At 37.7% G+C, this 17,673-nt stretch carries 19 protein-coding genes; 15 read left to right on the top strand and 4 right to left on the bottom strand.

Annotated elements, in window-relative coordinates; translation table 11 throughout:
* Positions 1 to 116: 116 nt before the first annotated feature.
* The 3 genes from IGK53_RS11430 to IGK53_RS11420 are packed head-to-tail and all read left to right on the top strand — an operon-like array spanning position 117 to position 4,982.
* Entirely contained in the window at positions 117 to 1,337 is a 1,221-nt protein-coding gene (locus IGK53_RS11430; protein ID WP_002291329.1) for a metallophosphoesterase family protein, read from the top strand.
* Entirely contained in the window at positions 1,334 to 4,054 is a 2,721-nt protein-coding gene (locus IGK53_RS11425; protein ID WP_002291330.1) for an ATP-binding protein, read from the top strand. Before IGK53_RS11430 ends, IGK53_RS11425 begins: the two co-directional genes overlap by 4 nt.
* The gene (locus IGK53_RS11420; RefSeq protein WP_002291331.1) at positions 4,038 to 4,982 is read left to right on the top strand and encodes a 3'-5' exoribonuclease YhaM family protein; all 945 of its coding nucleotides are present in this window, start codon (positions 4,038 to 4,040) and stop codon (positions 4,980 to 4,982) included. The genes IGK53_RS11425 and IGK53_RS11420 overlap by 17 nt, the downstream gene beginning before the upstream one ends.
* 67 nt (positions 4,983 to 5,049) lie before the next feature.
* Here IGK53_RS11420 and IGK53_RS11415 read toward each other — a convergent pair whose 3' ends face one another.
* The 3 genes from IGK53_RS11415 to IGK53_RS11405 all read right to left on the bottom strand — a co-directional run bounded on the left by IGK53_RS11415 (position 5,050) and on the right by IGK53_RS11405 (position 7,012).
* Complete coding sequence (locus tag IGK53_RS11415; RefSeq protein ID WP_002291335.1) at positions 5,050 to 6,060, bottom strand: peptidylprolyl isomerase; 1,011 nt, start codon at positions 6,058 to 6,060, stop codon at positions 5,050 to 5,052.
* Between the two features lie 177 nt (positions 6,061 to 6,237).
* Complete coding sequence (locus IGK53_RS11410; RefSeq protein ID WP_002291336.1) at positions 6,238 to 6,585, bottom strand: YtxH domain-containing protein; 348 nt, start codon at positions 6,583 to 6,585, stop codon at positions 6,238 to 6,240.
* A complete protein-coding gene (locus IGK53_RS11405; RefSeq protein WP_002291337.1) occupies positions 6,578 to 7,012 on the bottom strand; it encodes an HIT family protein in 435 nt (144 codons plus the stop codon). The genes IGK53_RS11410 and IGK53_RS11405 overlap by 8 nt, the downstream gene beginning before the upstream one ends.
* Positions 7,013 to 7,149: 137 nt before the next feature.
* Here IGK53_RS11405 and IGK53_RS11400 point away from each other — a divergent pair, with 137 nt between their 5' ends.
* From IGK53_RS11400 to trmB, 4 genes are all read left to right on the top strand, one after another.
* On the top strand, positions 7,150 to 7,887 hold the full coding sequence (locus tag IGK53_RS11400) for an ABC transporter ATP-binding protein (RefSeq protein WP_002291338.1): 738 nt from the start codon (positions 7,150 to 7,152) through the stop codon (positions 7,885 to 7,887).
* A complete protein-coding gene (locus IGK53_RS11395) occupies positions 7,880 to 9,091 on the top strand; it encodes an ABC transporter permease (protein ID WP_002328902.1) in 1,212 nt (403 codons plus the stop codon). The genes IGK53_RS11400 and IGK53_RS11395 overlap by 8 nt, the downstream gene beginning before the upstream one ends.
* A gap of 204 nt (positions 9,092 to 9,295) precedes the next feature.
* Positions 9,296 to 10,078, top strand: a complete 783-nt coding sequence (locus IGK53_RS11390) for a phosphotransferase family protein (protein ID WP_002291341.1) — start codon at positions 9,296 to 9,298, stop codon at positions 10,076 to 10,078.
* A 68-nt stretch (positions 10,079 to 10,146) separates the two neighbouring features.
* Positions 10,147 to 10,809, top strand: coding sequence for a tRNA (guanosine(46)-N7)-methyltransferase TrmB (trmB, locus tag IGK53_RS11385; protein ID WP_002291343.1), 663 nt, complete (start codon positions 10,147 to 10,149; stop codon positions 10,807 to 10,809).
* A 113-nt stretch (positions 10,810 to 10,922) separates the two neighbouring features.
* On the opposite strand, the gene ade is transcribed toward trmB, so the two are convergent.
* Positions 10,923 to 12,650, bottom strand: coding sequence for an adenine deaminase (ade, locus tag IGK53_RS11380; RefSeq protein WP_002291345.1), 1,728 nt, complete (start codon positions 12,648 to 12,650; stop codon positions 10,923 to 10,925).
* A 131-nt stretch (positions 12,651 to 12,781) separates the two neighbouring features.
* Between ade and comGA the strand changes: the two genes are divergently transcribed.
* From comGA to IGK53_RS11340, 8 genes are all read left to right on the top strand, one after another.
* Positions 12,782 to 13,711: a competence type IV pilus ATPase ComGA gene (gene comGA / locus IGK53_RS11375; RefSeq protein ID WP_002291346.1), complete on the top strand. Its 930-nt coding sequence runs from the start codon at positions 12,782 to 12,784 to the stop codon at positions 13,709 to 13,711.
* Complete coding sequence (gene comGB, locus IGK53_RS11370; RefSeq protein ID WP_002291347.1) at positions 13,668 to 14,717, top strand: competence type IV pilus assembly protein ComGB; 1,050 nt, start codon at positions 13,668 to 13,670, stop codon at positions 14,715 to 14,717. Before comGA ends, comGB begins: the two co-directional genes overlap by 44 nt.
* Positions 14,714 to 14,992, top strand: coding sequence for a competence type IV pilus major pilin ComGC (gene comGC / locus IGK53_RS11365; protein ID WP_002291348.1), 279 nt, complete (start codon positions 14,714 to 14,716; stop codon positions 14,990 to 14,992). Before comGB ends, comGC begins: the two co-directional genes overlap by 4 nt.
* Positions 14,967 to 15,437, top strand: coding sequence for a competence type IV pilus minor pilin ComGD (gene comGD, locus IGK53_RS11360; RefSeq protein WP_002291349.1), 471 nt, complete (start codon positions 14,967 to 14,969; stop codon positions 15,435 to 15,437). The genes comGC and comGD overlap by 26 nt, the downstream gene beginning before the upstream one ends.
* Positions 15,409 to 15,756, top strand: coding sequence for a hypothetical protein (locus IGK53_RS11355; RefSeq protein ID WP_002291351.1), 348 nt, complete (start codon positions 15,409 to 15,411; stop codon positions 15,754 to 15,756). The genes comGD and IGK53_RS11355 overlap by 29 nt, the downstream gene beginning before the upstream one ends.
* Positions 15,719 to 16,144, top strand: a complete 426-nt coding sequence (gene comGF, locus IGK53_RS11350) for a competence type IV pilus minor pilin ComGF (protein ID WP_002328904.1) — start codon at positions 15,719 to 15,721, stop codon at positions 16,142 to 16,144. The genes IGK53_RS11355 and comGF overlap by 38 nt, the downstream gene beginning before the upstream one ends.
* Positions 16,116 to 16,475 (top strand): competence type IV pilus minor pilin ComGG, encoded by a 360-nt coding sequence (comGG, locus tag IGK53_RS11345; RefSeq protein WP_002291353.1) that lies wholly within the window; start codon positions 16,116 to 16,118, stop codon positions 16,473 to 16,475. Before comGF ends, comGG begins: the two co-directional genes overlap by 29 nt.
* A 171-nt stretch (positions 16,476 to 16,646) precedes the next feature.
* Positions 16,647 to 17,654, top strand: coding sequence for a class I SAM-dependent methyltransferase (locus tag IGK53_RS11340; RefSeq protein ID WP_002291354.1), 1,008 nt, complete (start codon positions 16,647 to 16,649; stop codon positions 17,652 to 17,654).
* The last annotated feature ends 19 nt before the right edge of the window (positions 17,655 to 17,673 follow it).

The following is a 17,673-nucleotide window of genomic DNA, read 5'->3' as shown; positions in this document are numbered from 1 at the left end:
TTTTGAAGCCAGCCATTTATCGTAATTTCTTTGCATAATACGAACAAATTTTCGGTTATTGATGAAAAAAAACATTGAAAATGGTATGATAAAAGAAAAAGAGGAGGGAATTTTTAATGGTGAAATTTATCCATGCGGCAGATTTACATATGGATCGGTCATTTGAAGGACTGACAACTCTAGATAAAACTGTACAGGAAAAACTATTGAAGACGAATCTGACCGTTTTATCAAATATCATTGAACAGGCAATAATAAATAACGTTGATTTTGTTTTACTTGCAGGAGATAATTTTCATCAAAATCGTCCTTCATTAAAAATACAGAAACATTTTTCAGAACAGATGAAACGGTTAGAAAAAAACCATATACCTGTATTTATAATATTCGGAAATCATGATTTCTATCAAAAAGAGCGGTATTGGTTCTCCTTTCCTAAAAATGTCCATTTATTTACATCCGAAACGGTAGAGACAAAAAAAATAACGATAAAAAGTGGCGAAACTGTCTCTCTCAGTGGATTCAGTTATCGACAACCATGGATTCAAAAAGACAAAGTGATGGAATTTCCTTCTAGAGAACTCACAGATTACCATATTGGTTTGTATCATGGGGAACCTGGTACCTCGCAAAAAGGGAACTATGCCCCTTTCCAACCTTCAAAAATGCAAGAAAAAGGATACGATTATTGGGCTTTGGGGCATATCCATGTGCCAACAGTTTTAAATGAAAAGCAAACCATCGTTTATCCAGGTGCGCCTCAAGGACACACTAAAAAAGAACAAACTTCTACGTCCATTCTACTTGTTGAATTAAGTAAAGGCAGTTGTCAAATACATCCGATTAAAGTAGCAGAGGTCTATTGGAAGACAAAGGAAATATCATTGAGGCAAGCGAAAACGACAAAAGAGGTCATTGTTCATATTCGTCAGCAACTTTCAAAAGTAGAAGATGGGTTTAGTTTAATTGAGATAAAATTAAAAGATTATGACCATCTCAATACAGATGTTCTAGAGAGAATACAATCAGGAGAGTTATTAGATTATCTGTTAGAGGAATTTTCAGATAGGATAAGGGATTTATTTATTTGGCGTATTTCTCTCATGGAGGATACTTTTTATGCGAAGATTCCACTTGCTGCTTCTGCTAAATTGATGGAACAGCTATTTCAATACTATCAGACACCTCAAGATTTCCAACAAATTTTAAATGAAGTATATAGTCACCAAGAAGCGGCTAAAATATTGAGCGAACTGCCGGAATATCAAGAAGAAACACTTGAAAAAGCCAAGCAGCTACTTAATCAAGATTTTTTATTTGAGGAGGATCAGGAATGAAGATTTTAAGGATCGAGATTGCTGCTTTTGGAAAATGGCGTCAAAAAAGTTTTGATTTTTATTCAGGCAATCAGCTGATCTATGGGGGAAACGAAGCAGGAAAATCAACGATTTATCAATTTATCCAAGCCATCTTATTTGGATTCCCTTCAAAAGGCCGTAAAAAAAAGGATTATACACCAAAAGACGGCTCAGCCTATGGCGGCAAAATATGGCTTATACATCCTGTATACGGTGAGTTTGCTGTCGAGCGCTGTAAACAGCAAAATCGTGGAAAATCGAAGGTATGGCTGGGGAACCAAGTTGGAAGTGATGAATTACTAGAAAAACTGATTGCACCTTTGACGAAAGAGTTATTCCAGCAGGTATTTACTTTCCAGCAAGAACAGTTGATGGAACTAGATCACTTGAGAGAAAAAGAGCTACATGATGCACTGATTTCTTTAGGGATTACGGGCAGTTCTCAAGTATTCCAAAAAAGACAAGAATATTATCAGAAAGCACAACAGTTATTCAAGAAAAAAGGCCAAAAACTGCTGATCAATCAAAAATTAAATGAATGGAAAGAGCTTCAAGAAAAAATCCATCTAAAACAAGAACAGGAAGCTTATTTTGGCAAGTTGATCCAACAAGAACAGGAATACGAGTCGCAACAGCAACAGTTACTGGAACAACTACATGAGGCGAATAAACAATTTGCACTAGCCAGACAGCAAGAACTCAATTTTTCTTTATATGAAGAATGGCAATCCCTCAAAAAAAACATCGCCACAGGTCTTCCTGATGAACAACTTCTTCTTGATCTGGAGTCTTTTTCCAAACGGTATCAGCAAACAAATGAGCGTTTAGAAGAATTAGAAGCAACTCTGGAAAAGCATAGCGGGATGGATCAGCAGTCAGCTAGATATTATTTTTATTTAGAGCAGGAGCAAGAACTAAAAGACCTCCAACAACTCCAGTTTACAACGGAACAATTAAGCGAAGAATGGCAAAGACTTCAAATAGAGACTAGAGAAACAAATTCAGAATTGAAGATTTTGGAACAAAGATGGCAGTGGCAGAAAAATCCGTTACCGGAAGAATTTTTATATGAAGAAGAGTGGAAGAATCTTCTGGCTGAAGAAAGAAGGATTGCTGATCTAGAAAGCCAGATTTCTGTGCGTCTCCAGATAGCTAAAGAACAGCAAAAAATGATCGAAGCAGAAGTGAATGAGTTGGAAGAGACTTATCCAGCATTATTACAAAATCAGTCAGAGATAGCACCAACCCCTTCATCTAAACCCTATATGCTAATTGCTGGCGGAGCAATAATCATTGCAGGTATATTTGTACCAATGCCCTTAAAAGTGGTCTTTTTATTGATTGGTGCAGGCATGGTGGGCTATTTCTTCTACAAACAGCAACCAAAGGTCAAACCTAAAAATGATTTCTCAGAAATAAAAGGAATGTGGCAAGAAAAACTAGGTCAGCTTGATTTAGCTTTAGCCCAATTAGCAGAAGCAGAAGAAAAACAAAAGAGAATCGAAGAAGAAAAACAGATTCTTCAGCAAGAAGTATATCGTTTTGCTGATCATCGGCACTTAGGAAAGATGGATACACTCAAACTCATGAAAGAATATGGGCAAGAAGTCATAGATTATCAGAAATTGTATGGCGTATTTGTGCGGAAACATAAAAGAGAGCAGGAAATCCAAGAAAAACTACAACAGATCGATCAGAAATTTGAGTTTGTTAAAGAATGGCTACCCATACAAGATAAGACGATCTCAGAAAAAATGGCTATGCTTTCCCGTTTTATCCAAGAAATGGAACAGATGAAATTTGCCAGAAGCTATCAGCAAAATACTTTATTGAAGCAAGAAATCAATCAATTGAAAAAGAAACAAAAAGTATGGATACAAGAATACAGCGAACAATTGAGCCAAGCTGGATTATCTTATCCTTCGGAAGTACCTGTCTTTTTACAAAAAGCCAAACAAGCCGAACAGCAGATGAAAAGGTACAATGAACTGTCAGAAATGCTTCGTCCACTGTTTCCTGAAGAACTGACGAAAGAGAAATTATCTGTAAGACTGCGGCAACTGAAAGAAAAACAAGGCCAACTACAGCAAGAAGAAAAAGAAGCAAGTGAAAATCGGCAACGACTCCAACTTCAAGTAGAAGAGCTGCAAAGAGACGGCACATTGGACGAACTCTATCAACAAGCTAGCCGACAAAAAGCAAAATTGCAGGAATTGCTGGAGGAATGGGGCGCATTTGAAATCGCAGGGACATTCTTAGGCGATCTTTCAACAGAGATGAGTGAGAGACAATTACCTCAGTTGTTAAAAGCAGCGGGTGATTATTTAGGTATTTTAACAAAAGGAAATTATCAGAAGATATTACTGAAAAACGATACACTGACTTTAACAGACGGATATACAGACTTTCCAATCTATGAGTTGTCTACAGGTACGAAAGATCAGCTGATTATGGCGATGAGGTTTGCTTACCTCTCGTTAGAAGCCAATCGTTCGATATGCCCGATCATCATAGATGATGGCTGGCTTCATTATGATCATCAGCGAAAGTATCAATTAGCTGAACTTTTAGCTAAATTTGGAGAAAAGTATCAAATAATTTGTTTTTCTTCTGATAAAGAAATGGTAAGCTATTACCATGAGATGAACCAAACCGTAAAACAATTAGAAGGAGCAAATAATGAAAAAAATTCGTGATTTAGTAATCGATGAGCAGTTTGAGCAATTTGTCCTGATCAAAAGTGCAGATGTAAGAATCGCTAAAAACGGAAAAAAATTTATTGCTTTTACTTTCCAAGATACTTCAGGTACCATCGATGGCAAGTACTGGGATGCTTCGGAAGAGGAAATCAATAAATTTACAGCTGGCACAGTTGTTTTTCTAAACGGTAAAAGAGAGGTTTATCAAGGGAACCCGCAAGTAAAGATTCTTCACATGCGTTTAACAAGGATGGATGAGCCAGGGGAACCTAGTTTATACATGGAAAGAGCCCCTTTGAAGAAAGAAGAAATGGAAGAAGAAATCAATCAATTATTATTTGAAATCACAAATGCACATTGGAATCGGATCGTTCGCTATCTACTCAATAAATACCAAAAACAATTTTTTGAGTTTCCGGCAGCCAAAAGAAACCATCATGCATTTGCCAGTGGATTAGCTTATCATACTTTGACAATGCTTCACTTAGGAAAATCAATTGCCGATGAATATCCTGAGTTGAATCGACCATTATTATATGCGGGTATCATTTTGCATGATTTAGGAAAGGTGATCGAACTTTCCGGTCCTATGTCGACAGAATATACGCTTGCAGGGAATTTAATCGGTCATTTGGTATTGATTGACGAAGAAATAACTAAAGCCTGTCTTGCGCTGAAAATCAGCGAAGCTGACGAAGACGTTCTCGTATTACGACATATGGTTTTAGCACATCACGGCCTATTAGAATATGGTTCACCTGTACGTCCAAGAATAATGGAAGCAGAAATATTACATCAAATCGACAATATTGATGCTTCCATGCAGATGATGTTGACTTCGATTCGTCAAACAGAACCAGGAAAATACACAGATCGGATTTTCGGTATGGACAACCGAAGTTTCTATGTACCAAAAGATTTATAGCAAAAATTTATTTTTTTCATTCAAAACAAAAAAGCGAGACATAAGTCTTCGCTTTTTTTGTTTTCTTTTATTTTGATGAATCAGTTGTTTCTTCAGTTGAAGATTCTTTTGTTGAATCAGTTGATTTTGTGTCAGAGCTCTTTGTTGAAGATGTGGCTTCACTTGAGTCTTTCGTACTTGATGAAGTTGTTGTGAATGCACTCAACACATTTTCAAAGGCATCATCTTTGATTTTTACATTTGCATCTTTTAATTCTTCACCGATTACTTTAGTCGTGAATGTATTATCACTTAATTTTGTTTCAGTAGCGATTTCTTTTAATTGATCTTTGTATTTATCCATGTCGTTGCCTTTATTTTGGTTTTTCACCATTTTGACAACATAGTATTCTGTTGCATAAGAAGTAGTATTTGTTGCAGTAATAACGTCAGAGACTTCGCCGTCTTTCAATTTGAAAGCTGCTTCTTTTACTTCTGCAGGAATGGTTGTTGTCGTCGAGTCGAATTTGACTTTACCGCCATCTTCTTTTGTCTCTGAATCAGTCGATTTGTCTTTGGCTAATTTAGAGAAATCATCCCCATCGTCCGCTGATTTTTTTACATCTTTGGCTTCATCTTCACTTGATAATTTGATGATTTGTGCTTCTACTTCTGGATGGAAAGATTCCCAAGCAGTTTTCAAATCATCATCTGTAATATCTACATGAGCCTTCAAACCAGCTTCAAAAGCTAGATTATTACGGATATATTCTTTATAAGAATCTTTCGTATACCCAGCAGTTTCTAATTGTGATTCAAAAGTATCACCTAAAGATTTCGCTTGTTTGTCGTATTCTGCATCCACTTGTTTATCTGTTACTTTATCGCCGTATTTGTTATTGAATACTTTATAGATGATCATCCGTTGTACTAATGATTGGTTCGATGATTCGAGCTTTGCTTCATCGTAGAAATCAGATACAGTGATCGTTCCGCCTTTCATCGTTGCGATATCTTTATTGGTATCGCCTGAACAAGCCGCTAGAGTTAAAACAGCCAACGCACTAGTAGCTGCCAAAATAATTGATTTTTTTTTCATTAATGTTTGCACTCCTGTAATTAGTTATTATTTTTTATATATTAACTATACCATATCCCATGCCCTTTAAAAGCGTTCTCGTGATAGTTTCAAACAAAATTCAAAATTTCATCACATTCCTAGGAAATGTGCAATTATTCCTCTATTAGAGAGTCGTATCTGTTGAGAAAATGATCATTATTGTATTTGATCAGGATACTCAGGCAGATCAGCTGTTAGTTTTTCTACTTGTTCATTGATTTGGGCGATACGTGGTTCGGCCTGGAATTTAAAATCTTCGATATCTTTTTTGATGGCTTCTTGGAAAGCGGGAATCACAGATTCAGCTGTTTCTTTTGTCTCAATCAATGCGCTTTTAAAATGATCCAAGCTGTTATTTAAATCGTTTGTCAGAGTGGTTGCTTCTTCCAGTTCTTCAATCAGTTTTTTTCTTGTTTCGTTCCCACTCCTAGGTGCAAATAACAGACCTCCGACAGTTCCAGCAGCAGCTCCGAATAACAGTCCTTTGAAAAAGTTTTTAATCATCGCTGTGCACCTGCTTTACGATTGTTTCTTGAATAGCTTTTAGTTCTTCTGGTCCATAACTGTCTTGATGGTTGCCAAAGTGGATAGAAAAATCGTCCTCTTTGCTATAGCGAGGAACTAAATGGATATGTGAATGAAAAACAGATTGATAAGCTAATTCACGGTTGTTATTCAAGATATTAAGACCTTTCATTTCTGGAAAAGCTTTTTCTAATGCTTGAGCAATCTTAGGCACACGTGAAAAAACTTCTCCTGCAAGTTCAGGATCATATTCAAAAATATCTGCTACATGACGTTTAGGGACAACTAACGTGTGTCCTTTCGTTGCTTGAGAAATGTCTAAAAAAGCATAGACTTTGTCGTCTTCATAAATTTTATAGCTTGGGATTTCTTGATTGATGATTTTGCAAAAAATACAGTTTTCCATAAAAAACATCCTTTCCATAAAGAATAAATACTTCAGCTTAACTTTACCATAAGTTAAAGCCATTGTAAGGAAAAAAACAAAATACCGTCATTTTCTTCGTGGTATAATAAATAAAAATAAATGGCGGAGGAAAAAGAATGAGTTTAATTATCGATCATGTCACAGGAGGGTATGGCCATCTCCCTGTGTTAAAAGACATCAGTTTCAACGTACAGCCTGGAGAGATAGTAGGATTGATCGGGCTGAACGGAGCAGGGAAAAGTACAACCATCAAGCACATTATCGGTCTGTTGGAACCTTCAAAGGGAACGATAGAAATCAATCATCTATCTTTAAAGAAAAATACAGAAGAATATCGTAAACAAATTGGGTATATTCCAGAGACGCCTTCTTTATATGAAGAATTGACTTTGAGGGAACATATCGAAGTCACTGCGATGGCCTATGATATACCTATGGATACAGCAATGAAAAGAGCTGAAAAGCTGTTGGAGACTTTCCGTTTGTCTAATCGCCTTGACTGGTTTCCGGCTAATTTTTCAAAAGGGATGAAGCAGAAAGTGATGATCTTATGCGCCTTTTTGATCGAGCCTTCTTTATATATCATTGATGAACCATTCTTAGGATTGGACCCACTAGCTATCAATGCGCTGCTTGAATTGATGGTAGAGATGAAAAAAGAAGGAGCCGGTATTTTGATGTCTACGCATATTTTAGCTACTGCAGAAAAATACTGTGACCGTTTTGTGGTCTTACATAACGGAGAGATACGAGCAGATGGGACCCTTGAGATGTTGAGAAAAGAATTTCATCTGCCGGATTCTTCTTTGGACGAAATCTATATCGCTTTAACAAAGGAGCAGGCACATGAGTAGTTTTTTTCAAAAACGTTTAGCAAGGCATCAAAAGAAAATGATGAAATATATGCGCTATGTGTTGAACGATCATTTTGTTTTAGTTTGTCTTTTCTTAATTGGTGGCGTGGGATTGTACTATTCTAGCTGGTTGAAAACCTTGCATCCGCCTTTTGCACTTGGGGGGATGATAATCTCTGTATTTTGGATGCTCTGTTTATTTGTAGGCAAGATGGCTACTTTTGCGGAGGCAGCAGATATTGTTTTTTTACTTCCGAAAGAAAAAGAAATGCAGACCTATTTGGAACGAGCTTTTCGCTATTCTTGCATTTTTCCGATGATCCTTTTGATATTGGCATGCGGATTTGCTATGCCATTAGTGGTGGTTAGTACTCAGCAAGTCTTTTCGATGTTTTTCGTCTATCTGATCATATTATGGAGTTTGAAATTCAGTCATCTGCAAATCAAGCGAGCAGAATTGTTTCGGCTAGATCAACAGGTCATTCGTTATTGGAAAACAGGTTGGTTACTTTCTTCTATGCTCATTTTGCTTCTTTCATTTTATTGGCTGGTCTGGGCAGGGGTAGCAGGTGCATTGGTACAGGCAAGTCTATATTACTGGTTTTTGTGGAAGCAACAGGAAAAAGGATTGGATTGGGAGAAAATGGTGCACGTAGAAGAACAAAGGTTGCATCAAATCTATCAATTTATTAATTTATTCACCGATGTTCCTGAAATTACGGCAAAGGTAAAAAGAAGACGCTACTTGGATCCTCTATTGACTCATATTAAGAGAGAATCAAAAAACACTTATCTTTACTTGTTTGCAAGAAGATTGGCAAGAGGTTCTGATTTTAGTGGTCTTTATTTCCGGTTAGTAATTATAGGTGGGCTATTGATTTTCGGAGTGATCGACTTTTATTTTAGTCTGATAATCGGTTCTTTATTTTTATATTTGATCGGGTTCCAATTGTTGCCTTTAGCGAGCCAGTTCCGCTATATGGTGCTCGTTCAGCTTTATCCGATCCATGAGAATCAGAAGAAGCAGGCGATCCAGTATCTGCTCACATGGGTATTAGTTATCGCATCGGTTATCTTTGGGTTGATTGCTGCAGTCGTATTGGATGGTCAGCAGCGATGGGTTCCGCTAGCGGCTTATTTGATTGTTACGGGTCTCTTTGTTAAACTATATGTACCAACTCGTTTGAAGAAGATGTCAGACTGAAAACAAAGCTGTGTAGGTTAAAAATGAACTGAAAAATAGAGCGTTGACAGTAAGAATGCTGTTCGTTCTATTTTTTTTTTGAGAAAAGTCGGTTTTTTGAATGGCAAATAAATGAAAAAGAACGTATATGTGCTTGACGTGTAGTGATCAGGCGACTAGAATAATAAGTACTGCAAAACAAAGAGTAAGAGGACGGGAGAATGCATGATGGAGTTTCAGTTAGACCAAGAGTGGCGGTTACGTCCCATCAAAGGCGATACAGGAAAAACATACATAGGCATGCGTGATGAAGACAAAGTCTTTATTAAACGAAACACGACTCCGATGTTGGCTGCTCTTTCAAGGGAAGGAATTACACCAAAACTTGTTTGGACAAAACGAACGGGGAATGGCGATACCTTGACAGCACAAGAATGGCTAGAAGGCCGCTTGCTAACTCCTAATGAGATTGGTCAAAGAAATGACGTAATTGATGTTTTGTACCATTTACATCATTCAAATTCTCTTAAAACCATGCTGACCCGTATCGGCGGACGTGTTATGACGCCGGAGAAGATGTTGCAAAAATATGAAAAAGAATTACCAGAAGAACTCCAGAAAAATCAATTTCTGCAAATCGTCCATCGATTTCTTCGTGAGCAGATCCCGCCGATAGATAAGGAAAATCTATCAGTAGTGCATGGAGATGTAAATCATCGAAATTGGTTAGTATGTAAAAATTATTTATATCTCGTGGATTGGGATTCAATCATGTTTGCAGACCCTGCGGTAGATATTGCAACGATTTTAGGAAATTATGTGCCTCTATCCAGTTGGAATCAATGGCTGATCAGTTATGGCATACGTCCGACTGACGAAATGCTTGAAAAGTTTCACTGGTATGCGGCCATGAATTTGCTCCAAGAAATCACTAGATACTGCAAACGTGAAGATCATCGACGAATGAACGAAGAAATTTTACAATTAAAACGAATTTTCAGTGGCTGAGGTTTGGCCCAAACTCTGCGGAGATTTGGCCAGACCTTTTTAATTAGAGAAAGGAATGGAGATAAATAATGCGTGTCCGAAATCGTCCGGGAGCAGCGGAAATGCTAGCGGCTCACCCGAATTTTGTAATTAGTGATCCAACATTGTGGAAGGGAAAATGGAATGAATTGTTTGGAAACGATCATCCAATCCACATTGAGATTGGAATGGGGAAAGGCCAGTTCATTACTGGAATGGCAAAAGCCCATCCTGAAATCAATTATATTGGAGTAGAAATGCAAGTAAGTGTTGTTTCTATAGCATTAGACAAGTTGATCGAACAACCGCTTCCTAACCTGAAGCTTCTGCATGTGGATGGATCAGCATTGACAGAATATTTCGCTGACAGCGAAGTAGATCAGATCTATCTGAATTTTTCTGATCCATGGCCGAAAAAACGACATGAAAAACGGCGCTTGACATACAAAACTTTTCTTGCTGTAGATGAACAGATCCTTCGCCCAAATGGAGAAATCCATTTCAAAACAGATAATCAAGGATTGTTTGAGTATTCGCTGGCAAGTTTTTCTCAATATGGCATGATCCTCAAACAGGTATGGTTGGATTTGCATCAAAGTCAATTTGAAGGCAATATTATGACGGAGTATGAAGAAAAATTTTCTTCGAAAGGTCAACGTATTTATCGAGTAGAAGCTCGATTTCAAGATAAGGCCAAAAAGAAAAGTCTGTGAATGAACTTTTTACTTTCATAAAAATATAAATCAAATCCCAGAAAACACATTACATCTGTCATGTGCATTTTCTGGGACTTTTTTGATTTAAGATATACCTATTTCCTCGGTTTTCAACAAGGTGGAATCAATTGGAATCGAGAGAATGAAAATAATCCTTTGTCGGTGATCTTCAATTCGGGTATGACAGATAAGGTTAAGAAAGAAAGTGTCAAAAAAGGATCAAAGGTTTTAGCTGCCCCTAGTTGATGTGTTTCAGCTATTAATTCATTCAGCTGTTCATTGACGACCAAAAAAGGTTCCTGTGTCATGATGCCGCCTATCGGTAGAGGAAGACAAGCTATTTCCTTCTGTTTGTTGACAACAGTCATCCCGCCACCTTTTTGAATCAAAAGATTAGCAGCATACAGCATATCCTCATCATTTGTCCCCACGACAACTAGATTATGAGAGTCATGAGCAATCGTTGTCGCTATCGCCCCTTGTTTCAGCTGAAATCCTTTTACGATGCCTAACCCAATATTTCCGGTTTGATGGTGACGCTCGATCACCGCAATCTTTAATTGGTCTTTTTCGATTGAAGGAATGAATCGTTCGCCTTGTCGGTCCACTTTTTCTACCAAATCGTTCGTGACGAGACTATTCGGGATAATTTCGATCACATGGGCTTGCGAAGAAGGGAGAAGCAGCTCTAACGAACGAGGGTGCAATGGTTGAGCATTTAGGTTTGGTAGACAGCATGTATATGGATTTGAATGATCAGCAAATAAATGGTCTTCGAGTTGACCAGATTGGACGACCAATGTTCCCTTATAGAAAACTTCATGAATTGGCAGCTTGGTAAGATCGTCTGTTAAGAAGAAATCAGCTTGATACCCAGGAGCAATCGCACCTAGTGTTTTCAAATCAAAACATTCTGCTGCATTCAATGTTGCCATCTGGATTGCCTGTAATGGATCAATTCCCATTGAAATAGCTTGACGGACGATATGGTCAATTGATCCTTCTTTAACTAAATCATTGATGAGTTTATCATCGGTGACAAAGAAGCATCTTCTTGAATTATCAGGCGTGATCGCCGGTAGTAGCGAGGCCAGATCTTTTGCAACGGTCCCTTCTCGAACCATTAAATACATACCAAGATCCAAACGTTCTTTAGCCTCTTTTGCAGTTGTAGCTTCATGATCCGTCCGAATACCTGCTGCGGGATAAACATTTAATTCTTCCATGCCGATACCAGCTGCATGTCCGTCAATCTTTTTCTTATGCTGGTGCATCAACTGGATCTTTTCTAGGATATCTGCTTCATTATTTGCTACTGCTTGATAGTTCATGACTTCAGCTAAACCTAAAACTTCGGGATTTTGTAAAAAAGGTGCCAGATTTTTGGCATTTAGATTTGCACCATTTGTCTCAAATGGGGTGACAGGTACACAAGAAGGGAGCATAAAGAAAATATTCATAAGCGTTTGTCTTGCGTCTTCTATCATAAATTGAAGACCAGTACTCCCAGCGATGTTTCCTATTTCGTGGGGATCTGTTACTACAGTAGTGACTCCATGAAGCAAGGATACTTTTGAAAATTCACTTGGTGATAAAAGTGAGCTTTCAATATGCACATGGCCATCAATGAATCCTGGTACTAGATATTGCCCATTAGCATTATGTACGCTTTTTCCTTCATATTCACCAATCCCTACGATCATTCCTTCGTAAATCGCTACATCTTTTTCCATGATCTCTTTCGTAAAGACATTGACGATCTTAGCCTGTTTGATCACTAGATCAGCGGGCTTTTTTTTACTTGCTACTTCGATGTATCTCTTTAATGTTGATTCCAATGGAATGCCTCCCAAGATAAATTTTTATAAGTATAACATAAATTCGTTTTTTGCCAATGTTTTTTAATAAATTCATTTTATTTGAAACAAAAAGTTCAAAAAGACGTATGTTTTTTGTGGAGGGGAGAATAATGGAAATAAAACGATTATCCGATCAAATGATAAGTGAAAGTTTCGCCAAACATGCCCAAGACGTATATGTCTTGCCAGCTTCAGAAGTATTTTACATCTATTTTCGCTATGGCAAAAAACGAACATTCTGGAAGGAAGTATCTTCGGCAGATGGCCAGCAATTGATTTCAAGACTTAAGTATTTGGGACAAATGGATATCGGAGAAAAAAGAAAAGCTCAATTAGGTGCATTGACCTATTCTTTAGAAAAACAGAAGGTTCGGTTACGACTGTCTTCTGTAGGAGATTACCTTCAACGAGAAAGCTTAGTGATTCGGCTATTATACGGTATTTCTGAAACACCTCATCGTTGCTTTAATTCTCTAGATTTTGAAACTATTTTGCAGAAAACCTTTAGACGTGGATTATATCTATTCAGCGGACCAGTCGGGTCAGGAAAGACGTCATTGATGTATCGGTTAGCTTTGAAAGAAAAACGGCAAGTAATCACGATTGAAGATCCTGTAGAGATCGAAGAACCATTCTTTCTGCAATTGCAGATCAATCCCAAAATAGCACAGACTTATGACACACTTTTGAAGCTCGCATTACGGCATCGCCCTGATTTGTTGATCATTGGCGAAATAAGAGATGAATCAACTGCACATGCTGCGGTAAGAGCTGCACTAACGGGACATCGGGTATTCGCAACCGTACATGCACGCAATCTTGAAGGTACATTGATCAGAATCCATGAACTAACAAAGAAAAAAGAAGAGCTATCTGAATGTCTAGCTGGAGTCATTTATCAAGAACTTTTGGAAGATGCCGATCATCATCCTTCTGTCTTGTGGAGTTATCAATTTATGGAGGAAGAACCAGTAAAAAAATCATGGGAGGAAAGCTATGAAGAAGCTCAGAAAAAAACTTGGCAGTCAGAACTATTCTAAAGGACTGACAAGAAGCCAGCAAAACCAGTTTGCACAAACCATGGGAGAACTGCTTTTAACTGGTTTTAGTTTGCAAGAATCCCTTTATTTATTACTCACGATCCGTTCGTTCCAGCCTGCTATTTTGGCAAACATCCAACATCAGCTAAAGGAAGGACAACCGTTTAGTGAAGTACTTTCGCAAACAGGGTATGGAGCAGAACAACTGGTACAGATCGAATTAGCTGAACTTCACGGGAATCTGCCGGCAACTTTGTTGGAAATTGCCAAACAGTTTCGTCTGGTCGAAGGATTTCGCAATGATTTGAAAAAGCTGCTTGCCTATCCGATGCTATTGCTCACCTTTTTGCTAGGTATCTTATTTAGTATGCGTTTGCTCGTTTTACCTCAGCTTATTGGTTCAGGGATGGTTATGGAAGAGCATTGGGGGATTCAGCTGATACAAGTCTTTCACTGGTACGTTCTACTATTTATCCTCGTGGTTGCTTTATTGACTTTTCTAGTAAGGTATCGGCTGATGAAATTGTCTCCTATTGATCGGAGTGAATGGATCAGCAGACAATTGGTGATTGGGCCGATATATTCCTTGTATCAATCTGCTTATTTGTCGCTAGAGATTGGCAAACTTTTTCATGAAGGTTTCGAATTAAGGCAAATCATCGTTTGCTTGAAGGAGACGAAACAAGAAAGTCTCCTTCAACACCTTGCTTCCAAGATGATACAAGGATTGGAGGCCGGTATACCATTAGCTGATCAGTTCCAGAATTACCGTTTTCTATCTGAAGAATTCAGCAAGATTATTTTGCAGGGAGAGGCAAAGGGAAATTTAGGGAAAGAGCTGATATTTTACAGCGAATGGACAAGAAAACAGCTTTTCAAACGACTTCAGCACTGGCTGCATTTTATTCAGCCAATCATTTTTTTGGGCGTAGCGGTTTTGATTTTACTGGTTTATGCTGCTGTTTTATTACCTGTTTATGGAAGTATCGAGGAGGTCTTGCCATGAAAAAGAAAAGAACACCTTATTATAGCGGTTTTACATTAATCGAAATGCTGATCGTTTTACTGATCATCAGTGTACTAGTACTGTTGTTTGTCCTCAATTTGTCACGTTATAGGAATCATGTAGACCAAGAAAGTCGTGAAGCAATCATTCAGTTGGTAGACACACAAAAAGAGCTCTACGCGCTTCAAAACAATGGAAGAATCCCTACCGTGGAGGAATTATTGAATGAAGGCTATATCAAACGAGAACATGCAGACATCTACCAGCGACCTTGAAGGTAAAACATTAGCATCAGGATATACGTTGTTTGAGTCACTCTTACTGATTTTATTGCTTACAACAATTCTTTCTTTTCCAGTTCTCGCATTTTCTGCATGGAAGAATGAATTGGCAGTCTATCAATTTTTCAGCCAGTTTGAAAAACGAATCTATACCACTCAAAAAATCGCTATTGTGAACCAAATCCAAACAGGTTTTTATTGGAACAATGACGAAAATCAGATCATTTTTCGTATGTCCCAACCCGATGAAGCGAGCTGGAAAGTATTAGATATTCCTGATGAGATTACCTTGAAACGCCATGCTTCCATCACTTTTGCTGCTGGAACAGGAAATGAAAGTTCACTAAAAGCGTATCAATTTTATTGGGAAGAAAAAGGGCAAACGATTACGTATCAATTCCAGATGGGGAGTGGACGCTATACAAAAAGAATTGAATAGAAAAGGGTTTATTTTATTAGAGTCCCTTACAGCGCTGATGATTGCTTCCGTCTGTGTGTACTTAGTGAGTTTTGGTCAGCTTTTTTTACTTCAGGCAGAAAAGAACAGCGGGGAGGAAATGCTACTTATTCGAATGGTTTACGAAGATACCAAGACACAGCGGATATATCACAAAAGACCAGAGCGAAGTGAAGAAATGATTATGTACGATATCCAAATTATCGAAAATAATGGAGTAATCGAAAAAGTGCTTGTCAATATGGAGAAAGAAGCGATCAATATTGAAAAAACAAGAAATCCCGGCATTTACGCTGATTGAATGTCTAATCGGACTAATGATAGTAAGCAGTATATTGCTGTCATTCAATCTTTTGATCCAGCAAACCATCCAAGTAAGTGACTTTCTGCAGCGTAAAGATCAAAAAGAGTGGCTGATATTTTTAGCACAATTAGAAGAGGAACTTAACAGCAGTCACAATGTTTCCGTGAAAAATCAGCAATTGCATTACACTGTAGAGGATAAACAGTACATCATCGAAAGATATCAGACGATGATACGTAAAAGAAGAACTTCCGGCGGACATCAACCTATGTTAACAAGTATCACTGAGCTTCAATTATTGGAAAAAGAACACACAATTTCTTTTTATGTACACTTTGAAAATGGAGAAGATGGATATGCCATATGGACAAAAAATGATCAATAGAAAATGTTGTAAGGGCTCTATTTTATTTTCTGTGTTGCTTTTATTTCTTTTATGTACGTTTTTATTAACGGCAGCATTAGAAAGCTATCGTTTGTCAATGGATCTGAATATACGAATAAAAAATTATTATATAGCAAAAATAATGAAACAGATGGCTCTATCGGAACAGTCTATACTTGCTGAGAAGTCGGAAGGGATTTTTTACTACACAACGGGATCTGTAACATATCAATGGGTACAACAGTCTCTATTCTTGGAGGTAGAAGTCTCGCCGTTTATCTTTCGATTCATAGAAGAAGTAAAAAATGATACAGATACTGGTACAGAATGAGGAATTGTTCGTGAAAACGCCCTCTTTTCTGTTATAACACTGTTTTTAATAAAAAAATGTTTGCCGTTTCACAAATAAAAAACAGTGAAAACGATTGAAATTTTGTCAATTGTTCGATAGAATTAAACAGGTGAAAAAATTGTTATAATATATCTAGAAATGAGGTGCACCATGTTACCAGAAAAAATGGAACAAGGGTTCAATCAGAACCTGGAAGCTATTCAGCTTTTACAGAATGCATTGGGAACTTCCTTTTTAGAAGCCTATGTCGAAAATGCAGAAAATCTAATAGATGATTATCAAGTACGTGTGGTGGATGGAGTGCCGACAAAAGAGACAGCACAACGGATCACAGCTCTTTATGAAGAGTTGAAAAAACTTTCTTTCGAGCCAGAAGAATGGCGCAGATTGTCTCAACTGCTTTTATTGAAGGGCAACCAGACAGAACATCTGCAGGCGAACCATCAACTCACTCCTGATAGTATCGGTTTTTTATTTGTTTTTCTTATTGAACAACTATACACAAATAAAAAGGAACCAGTTAAGATTCTGGATATTGCGGCAGGAATGGGCAACTTGTTATTAACAGTTCTTTTAAACCTATCGAATGCGGGGTATCAAACAGAAGGATTTGGTGTGGATATTGATGATACATTGTTGGCTGTGGCAGCTTCTACAAGTGATTTGACACAAGCAAATGTTCAATACTTCCATCAAGACGGGTTGCAGGATTTATTAATCGATCCTGTCGATTTTGCAATCAGCGATTTGCCGATCGGTTATTATCCGAATGACGAAAAAGCAAAAGAATTTTTAACAAGTACCGAAGAAGGCCACAGTTATGCACATCATTTATTGCTGGAGCAATCAATGAAATACGTGAAGCCGGATGGTTTTGGTTTGTTTTTGATGCCAAGCGGTTTTTTAGAAACGGATCAAAGCGAAGAAATCAAAAAATGGTTTAAAGAAGAAGGCTATCTTCAAGGAATGATTCAATTGCCAGATGAGTTGTTCCGCAACAAACAATCACAAAAAAGTATTTTGATCTTACAGAAAAAAGGACCACAAGCAAAACAAGTAAAAGAAGTACTGCTTGTGAAACTTGCTTCACTAAAAGAACCAGAGAAGGTGACGGAATTTTTCAACGAGTTTAAAAACTGGAAATCATCTGCTCTGTAATCATTCAACGAGAAGGAGA

The organism is Enterococcus sp. DIV1224 (assembly GCF_050555455.1).
GTDB classification, from domain to species: Bacteria; Bacillota; Bacilli; order Lactobacillales; family Enterococcaceae; genus Enterococcus_B; species Enterococcus_B lactis.
This window is presented reverse-complemented; position numbering and strand designations above follow the sequence as displayed.